At 60.6% G+C, this 14,468-nt stretch carries 15 protein-coding genes, 1 pseudogene and 1 riboswitch; of the genes and pseudogenes, 13 read left to right on the forward strand and 3 right to left on the reverse strand.

The window, feature by feature from the left end; translation table 11 throughout:
* Positions 1 to 11: 11 nt before the first annotated feature.
* Positions 12 to 1,970, reverse strand: a complete 1,959-nt coding sequence (locus AC04SF_RS29510; RefSeq protein WP_488480734.1) for a putative bifunctional diguanylate cyclase/phosphodiesterase — start codon at positions 1,968 to 1,970, stop codon at positions 12 to 14.
* A gap of 382 nt (positions 1,971 to 2,352) precedes the next feature.
* Here AC04SF_RS29510 and AC04SF_RS29515 point away from each other — a divergent pair.
* From AC04SF_RS29515 to AC04SF_RS29560, 10 genes and pseudogenes are all read left to right on the forward strand, one after another.
* Positions 2,353 to 2,472 (forward strand): annotated as a pseudogene (locus AC04SF_RS29515) (phasin); the annotation flags it as partial.
* Positions 2,473 to 2,814: 342 nt separating this feature from the next.
* Positions 2,815 to 3,513: a 7-cyano-7-deazaguanine synthase QueC gene (gene queC / locus AC04SF_RS29520; RefSeq protein ID WP_488480735.1), complete on the forward strand. Its 699-nt coding sequence runs from the start codon at positions 2,815 to 2,817 to the stop codon at positions 3,511 to 3,513.
* On the forward strand, positions 3,513 to 3,869 hold the full coding sequence (queD, locus tag AC04SF_RS29525; protein WP_488480641.1) for a 6-carboxytetrahydropterin synthase QueD: 357 nt from the start codon (positions 3,513 to 3,515) through the stop codon (positions 3,867 to 3,869). The genes queC and queD overlap by 1 nt, the downstream gene beginning before the upstream one ends.
* Positions 3,866 to 4,603, forward strand: coding sequence for a 7-carboxy-7-deazaguanine synthase QueE (queE, locus tag AC04SF_RS29530; RefSeq protein ID WP_488480736.1), 738 nt, complete (start codon positions 3,866 to 3,868; stop codon positions 4,601 to 4,603). Before queD ends, queE begins: the two co-directional genes overlap by 4 nt.
* Positions 4,604 to 4,844: 241 nt before the next feature.
* A riboswitch (TPP riboswitch) is annotated at positions 4,845 to 4,961 on the forward strand.
* Between the two features lie 103 nt (positions 4,962 to 5,064).
* The gene (gene thiC, locus AC04SF_RS29535) at positions 5,065 to 6,900 is read left to right on the forward strand and encodes a phosphomethylpyrimidine synthase ThiC (RefSeq protein WP_488480642.1); all 1,836 of its coding nucleotides are present in this window, start codon (positions 5,065 to 5,067) and stop codon (positions 6,898 to 6,900) included.
* Positions 6,897 to 7,892, forward strand: a complete 996-nt coding sequence (thiO, locus tag AC04SF_RS29540) for a glycine oxidase ThiO (RefSeq protein WP_488480643.1) — start codon at positions 6,897 to 6,899, stop codon at positions 7,890 to 7,892. Before thiC ends, thiO begins: the two co-directional genes overlap by 4 nt.
* Positions 7,861 to 8,058 (forward strand): sulfur carrier protein ThiS, encoded by a 198-nt coding sequence (thiS, locus tag AC04SF_RS29545; RefSeq protein ID WP_488480644.1) that lies wholly within the window; start codon positions 7,861 to 7,863, stop codon positions 8,056 to 8,058. Before thiO ends, thiS begins: the two co-directional genes overlap by 32 nt.
* Before the next feature lie 3 nt (positions 8,059 to 8,061).
* Entirely contained in the window at positions 8,062 to 8,835 is a 774-nt protein-coding gene (locus AC04SF_RS29550) for a thiazole synthase (protein WP_488480645.1), read from the forward strand.
* Positions 8,832 to 9,437 (forward strand): thiamine phosphate synthase, encoded by a 606-nt coding sequence (locus AC04SF_RS29555; protein ID WP_488480646.1) that lies wholly within the window; start codon positions 8,832 to 8,834, stop codon positions 9,435 to 9,437. Before AC04SF_RS29550 ends, AC04SF_RS29555 begins: the two co-directional genes overlap by 4 nt.
* Positions 9,428 to 10,237 carry a hydroxymethylpyrimidine/phosphomethylpyrimidine kinase gene (locus tag AC04SF_RS29560; protein ID WP_488480647.1) on the forward strand — a complete coding sequence of 270 codons (810 nt, stop codon included), beginning with the start codon at positions 9,428 to 9,430 and terminating at the stop codon, positions 10,235 to 10,237. The genes AC04SF_RS29555 and AC04SF_RS29560 overlap by 10 nt, the downstream gene beginning before the upstream one ends.
* On the opposite strand, the gene AC04SF_RS29565 is transcribed toward AC04SF_RS29560, so the two are convergent.
* Together AC04SF_RS29565 and AC04SF_RS29570 are read right to left on the reverse strand one after the other, a co-directional pair.
* Positions 10,227 to 10,412 carry a hypothetical protein gene (locus AC04SF_RS29565; protein ID WP_488480648.1) on the reverse strand — a complete coding sequence of 62 codons (186 nt, stop codon included), beginning with the start codon at positions 10,410 to 10,412 and terminating at the stop codon, positions 10,227 to 10,229. The genes AC04SF_RS29560 and AC04SF_RS29565 overlap by 11 nt on opposite strands.
* A 24-nt stretch (positions 10,413 to 10,436) precedes the next feature.
* A complete protein-coding gene (locus tag AC04SF_RS29570; RefSeq protein ID WP_488480649.1) occupies positions 10,437 to 10,706 on the reverse strand; it encodes a hypothetical protein in 270 nt (89 codons plus the stop codon).
* A gap of 12 nt (positions 10,707 to 10,718) precedes the next feature.
* On the opposite strand from AC04SF_RS29570, the gene AC04SF_RS29575 reads away from it, so the two are divergent.
* From AC04SF_RS29575 to AC04SF_RS29585, 3 genes are read left to right on the forward strand one after another with little or no spacing between them, the layout of a single operon-like run.
* A complete protein-coding gene (locus tag AC04SF_RS29575) occupies positions 10,719 to 11,849 on the forward strand; it encodes a substrate-binding domain-containing protein (protein WP_488480650.1) in 1,131 nt (376 codons plus the stop codon).
* Positions 11,850 to 11,905: 56 nt separating this feature from the next.
* The gene (locus AC04SF_RS29580) at positions 11,906 to 13,492 is read left to right on the forward strand and encodes a sugar ABC transporter ATP-binding protein (RefSeq protein WP_488480651.1); all 1,587 of its coding nucleotides are present in this window, start codon (positions 11,906 to 11,908) and stop codon (positions 13,490 to 13,492) included.
* Positions 13,482 to 14,459, forward strand: coding sequence for an ABC transporter permease (locus AC04SF_RS29585; protein WP_488480652.1), 978 nt, complete (start codon positions 13,482 to 13,484; stop codon positions 14,457 to 14,459). The genes AC04SF_RS29580 and AC04SF_RS29585 overlap by 11 nt, the downstream gene beginning before the upstream one ends.
* Positions 14,460 to 14,468: the final 9 nt, after the last annotated feature.

Genomic DNA, 14,468 nt, shown 5'->3' on the forward strand with positions numbered 1-14,468 from the left:
AGCCCTGTCATTCATGTATTTAGCTGCTGACCAAACGGCTTCGCAGCAATGCAAAGAATGTCGTCAATCAGGACAGGTTTCCCGATTAAATAGCCTTGAGCTTCGTCACATCTGACGCGGCGAAGATATTCGAGCTGTTCGGGAGTTTCGACGCCTTCGGCCGTTACCTCAATTCGAAGCTCGTGCGCCAATTCGATCAGTGATCTCACAATCGCGGCGCAGTCCGCATCGGTAAGCATATCCTGGACAAAAGATCGGTCGATCTTGAGCCGCGAAAGAGGCAATTTGCGAAGATACGTCAGCGATGAAAAGCCAGTGCCGAAATCGTCAAGGGCAACTGTGACGGATAGAAATCTCAACGATTGCAACAATGAAATAGCGTCTTCAAAATCGGAAATCAGCACCGATTCTGTAATCTCGACCTCCAGTCTTCGCGGCTCCAAACCAGCTTCAGCCAAGGCAATCACAATTCCATCCAGCAAGCCCTTGTCCTTAAGCTGCACTGCCGACAAATTGACGGACACCCGCAAGTCGCGCGGCCATTGTGCCGCGGCCAAGCAAGCCGTCTTGGCCGCCCAAATTCCGATGCCGTGAATCAATCCGGTTTCTTCAGCGATAGGAATGAACTCCGACGGAGGGATCGCGCCGAGGGTCGGATGCTGCCACCGCAGCAGCGCTTCAAAACCTCGGATGCGATCGCTCCCGAGGTCGAGAAAAGGTTGAAATGCGAGCCAAAGCTGGTCGTTGGCGAGCGCAGATGCCAGATCGCGTTCAAGGGCATGGCGCCTTGCAGCAGCTTCATCGTCGTTTGCGCTGAAAAACTGGATGGAGCTCGCCCCGCGCGTCTTGGCCCTGTGTAGCGCGGTGTCGACGCATCGCAGGAGCTGGTGGGCATCCAAACCGTCAGTAGGCGCCAGAGCGATGCCGATAGAGGCCCTGCAATATATTTCGCGCCCTTCGATCAAGAAGGGGGCCCGCATGGCATCTATGATCTGTTTGGCCAAGGACCTGATTTGATCTGGCCTGATATCGCGCGCAGCGATTATTGCGAATTCGCCACCCTCCAACCTGGCAATGCCATCGCTCTCCCGTGTCGATTTGCGAAGTCTCGCAGCCGCTTCGACCAAAACGGCATCCGCCATTGCCCGGCCAAAGTGATCATTCACCTCGTCAAAATTGCTAAGATCGAACAAAAGCAACGCAAAGTGCTGGTTAAACTGCTTTGCGTCTACCAACGCGTTCCCGAGCCGCTCATTGAAGCTGAACCGGTTTGGGAGACTGGTTAGAACATCCATGCGAATGGCATTTTCGCTTTCGGCTTGCAGAATGAAGCTTTGGGTAAATTCGGATGCGTGAGCAAGCACTGCACGAAACAGCGTGATGGCGTAACTCACTAACAGGATTGCGACGGGCAGATTGACGGCGCCATCCAGCCACACAATCGCGACCGCCGAACCGACGAAGATCGGCAGTGTATACGCGATGGCCGCAATAGGAATCGTGTAAAAGGAAGCGGCACCGCCTGCGATCATCCCGGCGCTCAGACAGGTAATGACGACTTGGGCGGCACTTGTTGCCCCGCTGAAGAACAGAATGGGAAGTGCTCCCCACCAAGTGCCGAACAGGAAGGCGTTCCGCACCAGGTTTTGCGTTGTGCGGCGAGACACTGATCTAGGTTTGACCGATAGAAACGATGATCTCGCTCTTAGGCCGACGAAACCAGCGGCGACGATGATCACACTCGCCCAGAGGATGGCTTTCGTTTGGTCGGGCGAGCCCCAAACCGCCATAACGAGTGTGGCCGCATTGAGTATATTCGCAACCATGCCAAGAAGCGTGTTGCGAAGCACGATACTGACCTGCTCCGCCCTGATGCGGCCGGCAAGTGGTTCGATCGTCGAGGGCCCGCCAAAAGCCCGCAGGTCGCCGGCCAGAAGGTCCCCGAGCCTTGCGGCAGACAGACGCTGCATCACTCTTTCACTCCCCCGCTCTAGAGTAGTCGCTGCGTGTTGATCCCCTACCGAACAATTAGGTGAAAGTAAATTTCAACCACAAAATTTGGCAACCCAGATCGAGCGCCCGCCGGACCTTTCGCGCCGACCCGTAATGCCGCGTTGCCGCGATTTCGTAGATGAAGAGGCGGCTTTGCTTTGCGGTCGCCACTGGCAAAAGGATGAAACAGTGTCCAAGATCTCCGGAAAGACTGAAACGCTCAAAAACCGTCGAATCCTCTGCCTTAGACCCGTCCAGGCTGTCGAGCAAGTTCGCGCTGTCGCCAACCAGAGCCTTGAGCAGTCGAAGGAAGTATTTTCCAAATTGAGTTCGGACGCCGAAACGACTCAAAAGGCTTTCATGTCGACCATTGAACTAGCCAAGACCGCCAGCAACGACATGCTTCTGAAGATGATTGCCGCTCTGCAAGCCAATGCCGAAGCCAGCTTCACGCACCTCGAGGCCCTGGTCGCCGTGAAGTCGCCGTCCGAGTTCTTCGAACTGCAGGCTGCTTTCGTGCGCAAACAGATCGAGTCAAGCCGTTCAAGGATGCCTTTGAGAAGGGGTTCAAGGAACGCAAGGCCGCCTGATTGCTTAGGCGACCCGAGACCCAAGGTCAGCCCCTCATCTACGGCCACATTAGACAAGACCGACACCTCGCGCCGGGCTTCTTCCATCTGTGCCCGACCGCGTCGCATTGACGTCGGCCTCGTGCGCCTCAATCGCGTTCCACCCCATTCACAAAACCGGCTTCGTGGAGTACTGGGAGCGCAGAGAAATCTCCGGTCGCAGCCTTACCCGGTCAAAACAAGGACTCAAACCATGAATGCCCTCGTCATCTGCTCCGGCGGATTGGACTCTGTTTCGCTCGCGCACAAGGTGGCGACCGAGCAGAAACTCATTGGCCTGCTTTCGTTCGATTACGGCCAGAGACACAAAAAGGAACTCGGCTTTGCCTCCATCTGCGCCAAACGGCTGGGTGTTCCGCACCAGATCGTCGATATCCGCGATGTCGGCCGGAGCCTGAGCGGCTCGGCACTGACTGATGATGTGGACGTGCCCGACGGGCACTATGCCGAAGACTCCATGAGGATCACGGTGGTGCCGAACAGGAATGCCATCATGTTGGCTATCGCCTTCGGTGTTGCCGCAGCACAGAAGGCCGATGCGGTGGCCACTGCCGTCCATGGCGGAGATCATTTCATCTATCCCGATTGCCGGCCCGCTTTTATCGACGCGTTTCAGACGATGCAGAACCATGCGCTCGCAGGCTATGCCGATATCCGCCTTTACGCTCCGTATGTGAATATGTCGAAGGCCGACATTGTCAGCGAGGGGGCAAAGTACCAAACACCGTTCGAGGCGACTTGGTCCTGCTACAAGGGCGGCGAACGTCATTGTGGTCGCTGCGGGACATGCGTCGAACGGCGCGAAGCATTCGATCTGGCCGGCATTGCCGACCCGACAGACTATGAGGACGCGGACTTCTGGCTCCACGCTGTCCAGACCAGGAGCGCGTGATGTTCCGCATTACCAAAGAGTTCCACTTCTCGGCCTCGCATCAGCTCACCTCCTTGCCACACGATCATCAGTGCGCGCGTCTACACGGCCACAACTACATCGTCGTAGTAGAGCTTTCAGGTGGCGAACTGGACGAACATGGCTTTGTGCGGGACTACCAAGACCTGGCTTCGCTCAAGCACTACATCGATGGGACGTTCGACCATCGCCATCTTAACGACGTGCTGGGGCATGACCGTGTCACGGCGGAGTGTCTGGCCAGGCACTTCTACGACTGGTGCAAGGTGCGGCTACCACAAACCTCCGCCGTGCGGGTAAGCGAGACGCCGAAAACCTGGGCGGAATACCGGCCATGACTTGCCCCTTGCATCCCGAAATCCGCGTGAGCGAGATTTTTGGGCCGACCATTCAGGGCGAAGGCATGCTGATCGGCTTGCCGACGGTGTTCGTAAGAACCGGCGGGTGCGATTATCGCTGTTCCTGGTGCGACAGCCTGCATGCGGTGGACAGTCGCTTCCGCCACGATTGGGAGATGATGTCTCCCGACGCGGTTTGGGAAAAGGTCATAGCGCTTTCCGGCGGTCAGCCCGTGATGGTATCGCTGTCGGGCGGCAATCCGGCTATCCAGCCGCTTGGCCCGCTGATCGACCGCGGGCATGGCGAGGGCTACCGTTTTGCATTGGAAACCCAAGGTTCGGTGCCGAAGCAATGGTTCGCTAATCTCGACGTGCTGGTGCTCAGCCCCAAGCCGCCCTCAAGTGAAATGACGACAGATTGGGCCGCGTTCGACGCCTGCGTCGAGGCGGCGCTGGACAAGCCGCAGATGGCGCTCAAGCTCGTCGTCTTCGATGACGATGACTATGCCTACGCGAAGGACGCGGCGGCGCGCTACCCGCAATTGCCCGTCTATCTACAGCCCGGCAATCACACGCCGCCGCCTCCCGGTCACGAAGACGCGCTCATCGACATGGCTGGTGTGATGAAACGCATGGAATGGCTGGTCGAAAAGGTAACCCGCGACAGGTGGTTCGAGGCGCGTGTACTGCCGCAGCTTCATGTTCTGTTGTGGGGAAACAAACGGGGCGTCTAGTCCACGCGGAGGGATTGCCGATGACGGGCAGCAACGCCGTTTCAGAAAGCCCCGAAAATGCCGTGCTGAAAAAGGGTTTCGAATCCGGGTGATGGCTCGCCTGTCGTGGGCGCTCCGCCGCTCCTCCAGGCGTGACTTGCTGTCGATACGTGCGCGTCTTTCCGCCTGGGTTTGATCGGTCGCCTCTCACCACGGCTGGCCGAAGGCGCTTGACAAACTGGCGCCGGCCCGTTCAATTCGGCGCATTCACCAGGGGAGTCCCGGCAAGGGGCTGAGATACTGCTAGCTTTCGCGGCGCAGTGACCCGTTGAACCTGATCCAGTTCATACTGGCGTAGGGACGGTGCAAGCGCTTTGCGGGAGTTCACGCCCGAGGTCCTGTTTCGGCAGGCCCGCAAAAGCGTCTTTTCATCCTTCCGGCACAGAACTGGGTCTCCAATGCATGAGCAAAGGAGCCTCACAATGAATGCCTTTACCCCCGCCGTTTCGACGGGACCGCTGCCTGCCTCCCGCAAAATCCATAAGCCCGGTATCCTCCATCCGCACATCGCAGTGCCGATGCGCGAAATCTCTGTTCACCCGACGGCCGGCGAGCCGCCCGTAACGGTCTACGACCCATCCGGGCCCTATACGGACCCGGCTGTCGAAACCAGCATCGAAAAGGGCCTTGCCCGGCATCGCCACGAATGGATTACGGCGCGTGGCGATGTCGAAGCCTATGACGGCCGTCATGTGCGGCCGGAAGACAACGGATTTGCGGCGGGCGAGCGCCTGACGCCGGAATTTCCGGTCCGCAACCGGCCGCTCCGGGCCAAGGCCGGCAAGGCGGTGACACAGCTCGCCTATGCGCGCGCCGGCATCATTACGCCCGAAATGGAGTTCGTCGCCATTCGCGAGAACCTTGGACGCGAGATCATGCGCGGCAAGCTGCAGCGCGACGGCGAAAGCTTCGGCGCCGCTATTCCCGATTTCGTCACGTCCGAATTCGTGCGCGACGAAGTGGCCCGCGGGCGAGCGATCATTCCAGCCAACATCAACCACCCAGAGAGCGAGCCGATGATCATCGGGCGCAATTTTCTGGTCAAGATCAACGCCAACATCGGCAATTCCGCCGTCACCTCGTCGATGGCCGACGAGGTCGAAAAAATGGTCTGGGCCATCCGCTGGGGCGCCGACACGGTGATGGACCTGTCTACCGGCCGCAACATCCACAACATCCGCGAATGGATCGTGCGTAATGCGCCGGTGCCGATCGGCACGGTGCCGCTTTACCAGGCGCTCGAAAAGGTCAACGGCATTGCCGAGGACCTGACCTGGGAGGTCTACCGCGACACGCTGATCGAACAGGCCGAACAGGGCGTCGACTATTTCACCATCCACGCCGGCGTGCGGCTGCACTACGTCCCGCTGACCGTTGACCGGGTCACCGGCATCGTCTCGCGCGGCGGCTCGATCATGGCCAAATGGTGTCTGCACCATCACCGGGAAAGCTTCCTCTACGAGCATTTCGCGGAGATCTGCGACATCTGCCGCGCCTACGATGTGTCCTTCTCGCTCGGCGACGGCCTTCGCCCCGGCTCCATCGCCGATGCCAACGATGCCGCGCAATTCGCCGAGCTGGAAACGCTCGGCGAGCTGACGCAGATCGCATGGGCGAAGGATTGCCAGGTGATGATCGAGGGGCCCGGCCACGTGCCGATGCACAAGATCAAGCAGAACATGGACAAGCAGCTCGCTGTCTGCGGTGAGGCGCCCTTCTATACGCTTGGACCGCTGACGACCGACATCGCGCCCGGCTATGACCACATCACCTCTGGCATTGGTGCTGCCATGATCGGCTGGTTCGGCACCGCCATGCTCTGCTACGTCACGCCGAAGGAGCATCTCGGCCTTCCCGATCGCAACGATGTCAAGACCGGCGTGATCACCTACAAGATAGCAGCGCATGCAGCCGACCTGGCGAAGGGGCATCCGGCGGCGAAAGTCAGGGATGATGCCCTTTCCCGCGCGCGCTTCGAGTTCCGCTGGGAGGACCAGTTCAACCTGTCGCTCGATCCCGAAACCGCACGATCTTTCCACGACCAGACCTTGCCCAAGGAGGCGCACAAGCTGGCGCATTTCTGCTCGATGTGCGGGCCGAAATTCTGCTCCATGCGCATTTCCCACGACATCCGCGCCGAGGCGCAGAAGGAAGGCATGGCAGCGATGGCGGCGAAATATCGCGAAGGCGGCGATCTCTATGTGCCGGGGGACAATACCGGTGCACCACTCATGGCAAGGGTGCAGACGCCATCATGAGGGTGCTGGTCAAAGGGGCCGGCGTCGCCGGCCTCACCACCGCCCTCGAACTCGCCGCCCGCGGCGCGACGGTCAAGGTCGTCGAGACCCGGCATGGCCTCGGTGGCAATGCGTCGTGGTTTGCCGGCGGCATGCTGGCGCCATGGTGCGAGCGTGAAAGCGCCGAGCAGCCGGTTCTGGACCTTGGACGCGGCGCGGCCGACTGGTGGGAGGCGGCAACGCCTGGCCAGGTGACACGGGCCGGAACACTGGTCGTCGCGTCCCCGCGCGACGCGGGCGAACTCGACCGGTTTGCCAGCCGCACGTCAGGGTACCGGCGTGTCGATGAAAACGAAATAGCGCTTCTGGAGCCAGATCTCGCCGGCCGCTTTCGGCGCGGCCTTTTCTTCCCCGGCGAGGCCCATCTCGACCCACGCCAGGCGATAGTGGCGCTGCACGGAAAGCTCACAGCCATGGGCGTCGAATTTCGCTTCGGCACCGACGCAGATCAGCTTTCCGGTTTCGATCATCAGATCGACTGCAAGGGAACGGCGACGGGCAACGACAGGCTGCGCGGCGTTCGCGGCGAAATGCTGATCCTGCGCACCGCTGATATCTCGCTGTCGCGCCCGATCAGGCTGCTGCATCCGCGCTTTCCGCTCTATGCAGTGCCGCGCACCGACCACAGTTTCATGATCGGCGCGACGATGATTGAGAGCCAGTCCGCCGGACCAGTCACGGCGCGTTCCATGATGGAGCTGCTGGGTGCCGCCTATGCCCTCCATCCGGCCTTTGGCGAGGCCGAGATCGTTGAAACCGGTGTCGGCGTCCGTCCAGCCTTCCCCGACAACCTGCCGCGCGTCGAGGCACGTGGAACTACCGTCGCGATCAATGGACTCTATCGCCATGGTTTTCTCCTCGCCCCCGCCATGGCGCGCCAGGCTGCCGACCTGGTTTTCAATCAAGACAAGGAACTTGCTCATGAACCTGATCGTCAACGGCGAAGCGCATGAGGTTGCCGCAACCACGCTGGCGGAGCTGCTTGCCGCGCTCGACTATGAGGGCGATTGGCTCGCCACTGCCGTCAACAGCGACCTGGTGCACAAAGCCAACCGGGCGGAATTCCAGTTGAGCGACGGCGACCGGATTGAAATCCTCTCGCCCATGCAGGGAGGCTAAACCATGCTCGAGCTTTATGGAGCGGCCCTTCAGTCGCGCCTGCTTCTTGGCACCGCTCAATATCCTTCGCCGGCCATCCTTGCCGATGCCGTCAAGGCGTCGGGCACCTCGGTGGTCACCGTCTCGTTGCGGCGTGAGATGGCAGGCGGCAGGGCTGGCGAACAATTCTGGTCGTTGATCCGCTCGCTGGGCGTAAAAGTCCTGCCCAATACCGCTGGCTGCCACTCCGTCAAGGAGGCGGTCACCACCGCGAAAATGGCCCGCGAGGTCTTCGGCACGAACTGGATCAAGCTCGAAGTGATCGGCAACCATGACACGCTGCAGCCAGACGTGTTCGGCCTGGTCGAAGCCGCCCGAATCCTGAGCGAGGACGGTTTTGATGTATTCCCCTATACCACCGATGACCTTGTCGTCGCCGAGCGGCTGCTGGTGGCGGGCTGCAGGGTCTTGATGCCGTGGTGCGCGCCGATCGGTTCCGCCCTCGGACCGGTCAACATCACGGCGCTGCGCTCGATGCGCGGACATTTCCCAAGCATCCCGCTGATTGTGGATGCGGGGCTCGGACGGCCGTCGCACGCGGCAACCGTCATGGAACTCGGCTTTGACGCCGTGCTCCTGAACACGGCGGTCGCCAAGGCGGCTGATCCGGTCGGCATGGCGCGCGCGTTCGGCAAGGCGGTCGAGGGTGGTCGTGAAGCTTTCAGCTCGGGAATGCTCGAGCCGCGCGACCTCGCCGTGCCGTCGACGCCGACGATCGGCAGGGCGGTGTTTTCATGAAGCTCGATCCTTTCTACCTGATCGTCGACAGCTCTGCCTGGATCGAACGTCTGGTGCCGCTCGGTGTCAGGCTGGTTCAGCTTCGGATCAAGACCATGGATGAGGCCGGATTGCGCACTGATATCCGGACAGCGAAGGCTTTATGCGCCGAGCACCAATGCCTTCTTATCGTCAACGACCATTGGCGCCTGGCGATCGAGGAAGGCTGCGACTTCGTCCATCTCGGCCAAGAGGATTTGCAGACCGCCGACCTCTTGGCGATACGGGCGGCCGGCGTGAGGCTCGGGCTCAGCACGCATGATGATGTCGAACTGGAAACGGCTATCGCCGCCGGACCCGACTACATCGCGCTCGGCCCGATTTATCCGACCATCCTGAAGACGATGAAATGGGGCCCGCAAGGCGTCGAACGGATCAACGACTGGAAGCGCCGGGTTGCGCCGATCCCGTTGGTCGCTATTGGCGGCCTTAATCCTGACCGGCTCGACGGCGTCTTCGCGGCCGGCGCGGACAGCGCGGCCGTGGTCACCGACATCACGCTGAATGACGACCCCGAGGCGCGCACGCGAGAATGGATCAAAAAGACAGATCAATGGCGCTGAATGACCCTTATGTGCTTGTCGTCGGTGGGTCGGACTCCAGCGGGGGCGCCGGAATAGCACGCGATATCGAGACGATTTCTTCCCTTGGCGTGCGCGCCTGCCTGGCTATTACGGCGCTGACGGTGCAGACGCACGATGGCCTGACCGAAATCCACCGTTCGTCACCAAGGCTGGTGGCCGATCAAATGCGCGCTGCGCTGCAGGCCAATAAGGTAGGGGCGATCAAGATCGGCATGCTGGCGACGGCTGAGACCGTCCCTGCTGTAGCCAGAGTTCTGCGCGAAAATCCGCACGTGCCAGCAATTCTCGACCCGGTGCTCGCCGCCTCGTCCGGCAGGCAGCTTCTGCAAGCGCGGGCGATCGGCCTTATGATGCGCGATCTGATGCCGCTATGCCGTCTCGTCACGCCAAATCTCATCGAGCTGGCGGTTCTTACCGGCTCTGCCTTGGCCTCGGATGACAAAGACACGTTGCGGCAGGGAAAGCGTTTGCTAGCCGCCGGACCACAAGCGCTACTGATCAAGGGCGGCCATGCAGCGGGACCACGATCAACCGATATTCTGTTGCGCTCCGATCACGAACCAGTCCGCTTCGACACACCGCGTCTGGCTGCGTCGATGCGCGGGACGGGGTGCATGCTGGCCAGTGCGATTGCGGCGCATATGGCCGATGCCAGCCCACTTGAAGACAGCGTGCGCAAGGGCAAGCTGTTTGTTTTCGAGAAGCTGCAGAAGAATGGTTCTGTAGCAGAATGTCCGCATAGCCATCTACCGCCGCTAAAGCTTGCCGTCATCCCATAGCTGCGTTGTCAATGAGCAACGCGACGCCTGCGAAGCGGTGATACACTTCATTGCATAGCTGCTTCAGGGCAGACCGGTCCGCCACGTCGCCTACCATCGTGATGTGCTCCCCTTCGAGCGAAGACGCAAAGTCCTCAAGGGTTCCAGCATCTTTGTCGAACAGGGCAAGCGGCATTCCCTCAGCGGCTAACCTTCGCGCTCACGCTGCTCCAAGCCCTTTGGCTGAGCCGATGACGACCGCGACTCTGCCAGGGGCGATGATGTGATCTGTTCGCTCGGTCATTTCTTTCTTCCTTCGAGTTTTAAACGGCTCTGCCACCGTCAACGAGCGGTTGCGAACAGCGTTGCCTGCTGCTTGCCTGCGCCGGTCGGGCGAGAAGCGACATGAACGGAATTGACTTGCATCAGGACCTGTTTTAATGAATACATTACCGAATGCAACGACGTACTCATTGAAAATTTTGTCCATGGGAGGAACGAAATGAGCCTGGAGATCCGCAAACCAATTCGCAGCTTGGCGATGATCGCTGGGCTCGCGCTTAGCGCCGCCTATACGCCCAGTGCTTACGCGATCGACATTACGCAGCAAGTCAAGGAAATCGAAAGCAATCCCGCCCCCGGACCGAACGGCGAAAAGGCCACCCTCGCCAGCGACCTGAAGCTGACCCCTGAGGAGATCGAAAAGATAAAGGCGAAGAAGGCCACGGCTGCCATCGTCATGCACTACACAGCCTCGGATTGGGCGAAAGCGCAGATGGCCGGACAGAAGAAGGCGCTCGATGAACTCGGCGTCAAGATCGTCGCCGTCACCGACGCCGGCTACCGTGCCGAGCAGCAGGTGGCCGACATCGAGAGCGTCATGGCGCTCAAGCCTGATATTATGATAACCGTACCTGCGGAGCAGTCGGCAACGGCCGCAGCCTACATGAAGGCTGCCGCAGCCGGGATCAAGATCGTCTTTCTCGACCAGGCGGGCGCCGGCATGAAGCCCGGCAAGGACTATGTCAGCCTGGTGTCGTCCGACAATCGCGGCATGGGGAAGGTCGCGGCCCTACTGATGGCGGAGGCGTTGGACGGCAAGGGCGAAATTGCGCTTATTCCGCACGCCTCCGATCTGTTCGCGACGGTCGAGCGCGTGGTCGGGTTCAAGGAAGCGATTAAGGCATTCCCCGATATCAAGGTAGTCGAGGAACAAGGCGTCGGTGGCCCCGACTTCTCTGGTGAGTCCGAGCGCATAGCTTCCGCGATGCTGACCGCGCACCCCAACCTGAACGGAATCTGGGCGGTATGGGACGTTCCAACGGAAGGCGTTTTGTCGGCTGCGCGGTCTGTCGGGGCGTCCACGAATCTTGTGATCACCACGTGCGACCTTGGCGTCAACATAGCGCTCGACATGGCCAAGAAGGGCTACGTCAAGGGCACCGGCTCGCAACGTCCGTTCGGCGCCGGATACGCGGAAGGCGTCCTGGCCGGTTACGCACTGCTTGCCAAGGAAGCTCCCCCCTACGTCGTGCTTCCAGCGCTCGCCGTTTCGCGTGAGAATCTGCTCAAGGCATGGCCTCTTTCCAATGGCGATCAGGCTCCCGAGATTCTCGTGAAGGCGATGAAATGAGGGCCTGGGGAGCGGCGTTCGCCGCTCCCCACTTTAGCACAGCGATGGAAAGCGCTATGACCGACCCGAAGAAGGCGCATGATGATGTCGCGGCCGTCACCATGACCGACATCACGAAGTCCTACGGTGGTGTGCGGGCGCTGCGAGGTGTGAGCCTGACGATTCGGCCGGGCACCATTCATGCGCTGGTAGGCGAGAACGGCGCCGGCAAGAGCACCTTGCTCAAGATACTGCAAGGCGTGGTCACCCCCACCGATGGCTCGATCAAAATCTTTGGCGAGCCGATGTTGACCATTTCCCCGGAAAATTCGCGTCGCCTCGGAATCGAGATGATCTTCCAGGAGCTCAGCCTGATCCCCACGCTTTCGGTTGCGCAGAACATCTTCCTGAAGCGAGAGCCAAGGCGGTTCGGCATGTTGGTTGACCAACGCCGCGAGAACGAACTTGCAGCCTCGATCATCGGCGAGCTCAATCTGACGGTCGATCCGCATACGCCCGTTTCGGACCTAAGCCCGGGCCAGGCCCAGCTCACCGAAATCGCCAAGGCAATCTCCCAGAAAGCGCGCGTCCTGATACTCGACGAGCCGACATCATCGCTGAGCGCGCAGGAAGTGGACACGCTCTTTGGCATGCTGCGCAAATTGACGACCGTCGGCACGGCAATCATCTACGTGTCACACCGTATGACTGAAATCATGACGATTGCCGACGAGATCACGATCCTCAGGGACGGGCAGAACGTCACTAGCGGCAAGATGGCGGACTTCACGCTTGACCTTATCGTCCAGCATATGGTCGGCAAGCGTGTCACCGGCTTCGAATACCGCCCCCATCCCGTCGACAGGACGGGTCCACCGGCGCTCACAGTCCGGAACCTTTCGGGACCGCACGGAAAACCTGATCGCATCAGCTTCGACGTCCACAAGGGCGAGGTCTTGGGAATCGCGGGGCTCATGGGCGCGGGCCGCAGCGAGATGGCGCGCGTGTTGTTCGGCGTGGACGCCAAGACGGCAGGCACGATCGAGCTGGGCGGTAAGCCCCTGGAGTTGAGATCTCCTTCTGACGCAATCGATGCCGGGATCGTGCTGATCCCGGAGAGCCGGCATGACGAAGGCTTGGTCGTCGAACACAGCGTCGGTCACAATCTCGGGCTTCCGCAAATCGAAAGCCTGGTCAAGGGGCCGTTCATCGACAGAAGGAAGGAAAGCGTGCTGACCTCGGACCTCATTGCGAGACTGAGGATCAAGACGCCATCAGCGGAGAACCGGGTTCGGAACCTGTCGGGTGGCAATCAACAGAAGATCGTCATCGCGAAATGGCTTGCCACCGACCCGTGCGTGGTGATCCTGGATGAGCCGACCGCGGGTGTGGACATCGGATCGAAGGCTGAGATCGTCGAATTGATCCGTGGCATCGCAGCCGAAGGCAAGTCGGTCATCGTCATCTCATCGGAGCCGGCGGAACTGCTGGCGACAAGCGACCGGATACTGGTGCTGAGCAACGGCCGGTTGGCGCGAGAAATCGATCGTGAGGAGATCGACGGCTGGGCCACGGCCGTCGGTGACGAAGCGCAGTCGGCGCTGATCCGGACAGAACTGGGATTGCAGGTCGCGATACAGAAGGCTAGCCAAAATGTCCATTGACACCAAGGCCCTCAAAAAGGAGCTCCCGGCGGCGCAAACCCAGCCGTGGTACGGCAATTGGCGCGACTATGTCGTCTATATAGGGTTCGTTGCAATTTTTGTGGTGTTCGCCGTGTTGCTGCAGGAGCGAGGGTTCCTGTCGGCCAACAACCTGCTCAACATCCTGCGCCAGACGGCGATCGTCGCAATTATGGCGATGGCGATGTCATTCGTGCTTTCCGCCGGTGAAATCGATCTTTCCGTTGGCGCGATCGCCGGCCTGACTTCCGTTGTGGCCGGTATGGCGCTCATGCAGTACGGCATCGTAGCCGGCGTTGCCTCCGGCTTGGCGCTCGGGCTTCTCGTCGGCGCGGTGAATGGCGGGCTGACGGCCTATCTCAACATTCCCTCGTTTCTGGTAACGCTCGGCATGATGGGCATTGCCAGAGGCGTCGGCATGTGGGTCAGCGGCACCTCTCCGGTGCCGGTCGTCGACGATGCCTTCATCTTCGCCTTCGGGTCCGGCAACATCGGCCCGTTACCTGTGCTGGTGGTGTGGGTCGCCGTCCTCGGCGCGCTCGCTCACGTAGCGCTTCGCAAGACGCCGTTCGGACGTCAGGTCATGGCGGCTGGCGGCAATCCGATCGCGGCGCGCTATAGCGGCGTCAACGTCAGAAAGGTCAAGTTCCAGGTGCTGCTGCTGACTGGCCTAGCCGCCGCGATCGCCGGCATGCTCTATGCCGGCCGTCTGCAGTCCGGCAGGTTTCAGCTTGGAGAAGGTGACGAGCTCTCGGTCATTGCCGCGGTCGTCCTTGGCGGCACCAGCCTTTTCGGCGGACGCGGGACCGTGATCGGATCGATCGTCGGAGCGCTGTTGATCGGCGTTATCAACAACGGCTTGATCCTTGCCGGACTGGAATACAGCCAACAGCTCATCGCCCGCGGGGTCCTGATCATCCTCGCGGTCGCCATCGGGCGCGGCCGGTAAGCGAGTGGC

The sequence above is a fragment of the Mesorhizobium sp. CNPSo 4671 genome (assembly GCF_057784245.1).

Excerpts from the sequence above, each read along its gene's own strand:
- AC04SF_RS29550 (WP_488480645.1), top strand. The coding sequence starts at position 8,062 with ATGCTCGAGCTTTATGGAGCGGCCCTTCAGTCGCGCCTGCTTCTTGGC.
- AC04SF_RS29565 (WP_488480648.1), bottom strand. The coding sequence starts at position 10,412 with ATGCCGCTTGCCCTGTTCGACAAAGATGCTGGAACCCTTGAGGACTTT.
- AC04SF_RS29570 (WP_488480649.1), bottom strand. The coding sequence starts at position 10,706 with ATGGACAAAATTTTCAATGAGTACGTCGTTGCATTCGGTAATGTATTC.
- thiC (WP_488480642.1), top strand. The coding sequence starts at position 5,065 with ATGAATGCCTTTACCCCCGCCGTTTCGACGGGACCGCTGCCTGCCTCC.
- AC04SF_RS29580 (WP_488480651.1), top strand. The coding sequence starts at position 11,906 with ATGACCGACCCGAAGAAGGCGCATGATGATGTCGCGGCCGTCACCATG.
- thiO (WP_488480643.1), top strand. The coding sequence starts at position 6,897 with ATGAGGGTGCTGGTCAAAGGGGCCGGCGTCGCCGGCCTCACCACCGCC.
- AC04SF_RS29585 (WP_488480652.1), top strand. The coding sequence starts at position 13,482 with ATGTCCATTGACACCAAGGCCCTCAAAAAGGAGCTCCCGGCGGCGCAA.
- queD (WP_488480641.1), top strand. The coding sequence starts at position 3,513 with ATGTTCCGCATTACCAAAGAGTTCCACTTCTCGGCCTCGCATCAGCTC.
- queE (WP_488480736.1), top strand. The coding sequence starts at position 3,866 with ATGACTTGCCCCTTGCATCCCGAAATCCGCGTGAGCGAGATTTTTGGG.
- AC04SF_RS29575 (WP_488480650.1), top strand. The coding sequence starts at position 10,719 with ATGAGCCTGGAGATCCGCAAACCAATTCGCAGCTTGGCGATGATCGCT.
- AC04SF_RS29560 (WP_488480647.1), top strand. The coding sequence starts at position 9,428 with ATGGCGCTGAATGACCCTTATGTGCTTGTCGTCGGTGGGTCGGACTCC.
- queC (WP_488480735.1), top strand. The coding sequence starts at position 2,815 with ATGAATGCCCTCGTCATCTGCTCCGGCGGATTGGACTCTGTTTCGCTC.
- AC04SF_RS29555 (WP_488480646.1), top strand. The coding sequence starts at position 8,832 with ATGAAGCTCGATCCTTTCTACCTGATCGTCGACAGCTCTGCCTGGATC.
- thiS (WP_488480644.1), top strand. The coding sequence starts at position 7,861 with ATGAACCTGATCGTCAACGGCGAAGCGCATGAGGTTGCCGCAACCACG.
- AC04SF_RS29510 (WP_488480734.1), bottom strand. The coding sequence starts at position 1,970 with ATGCAGCGTCTGTCTGCCGCAAGGCTCGGGGACCTTCTGGCCGGCGAC.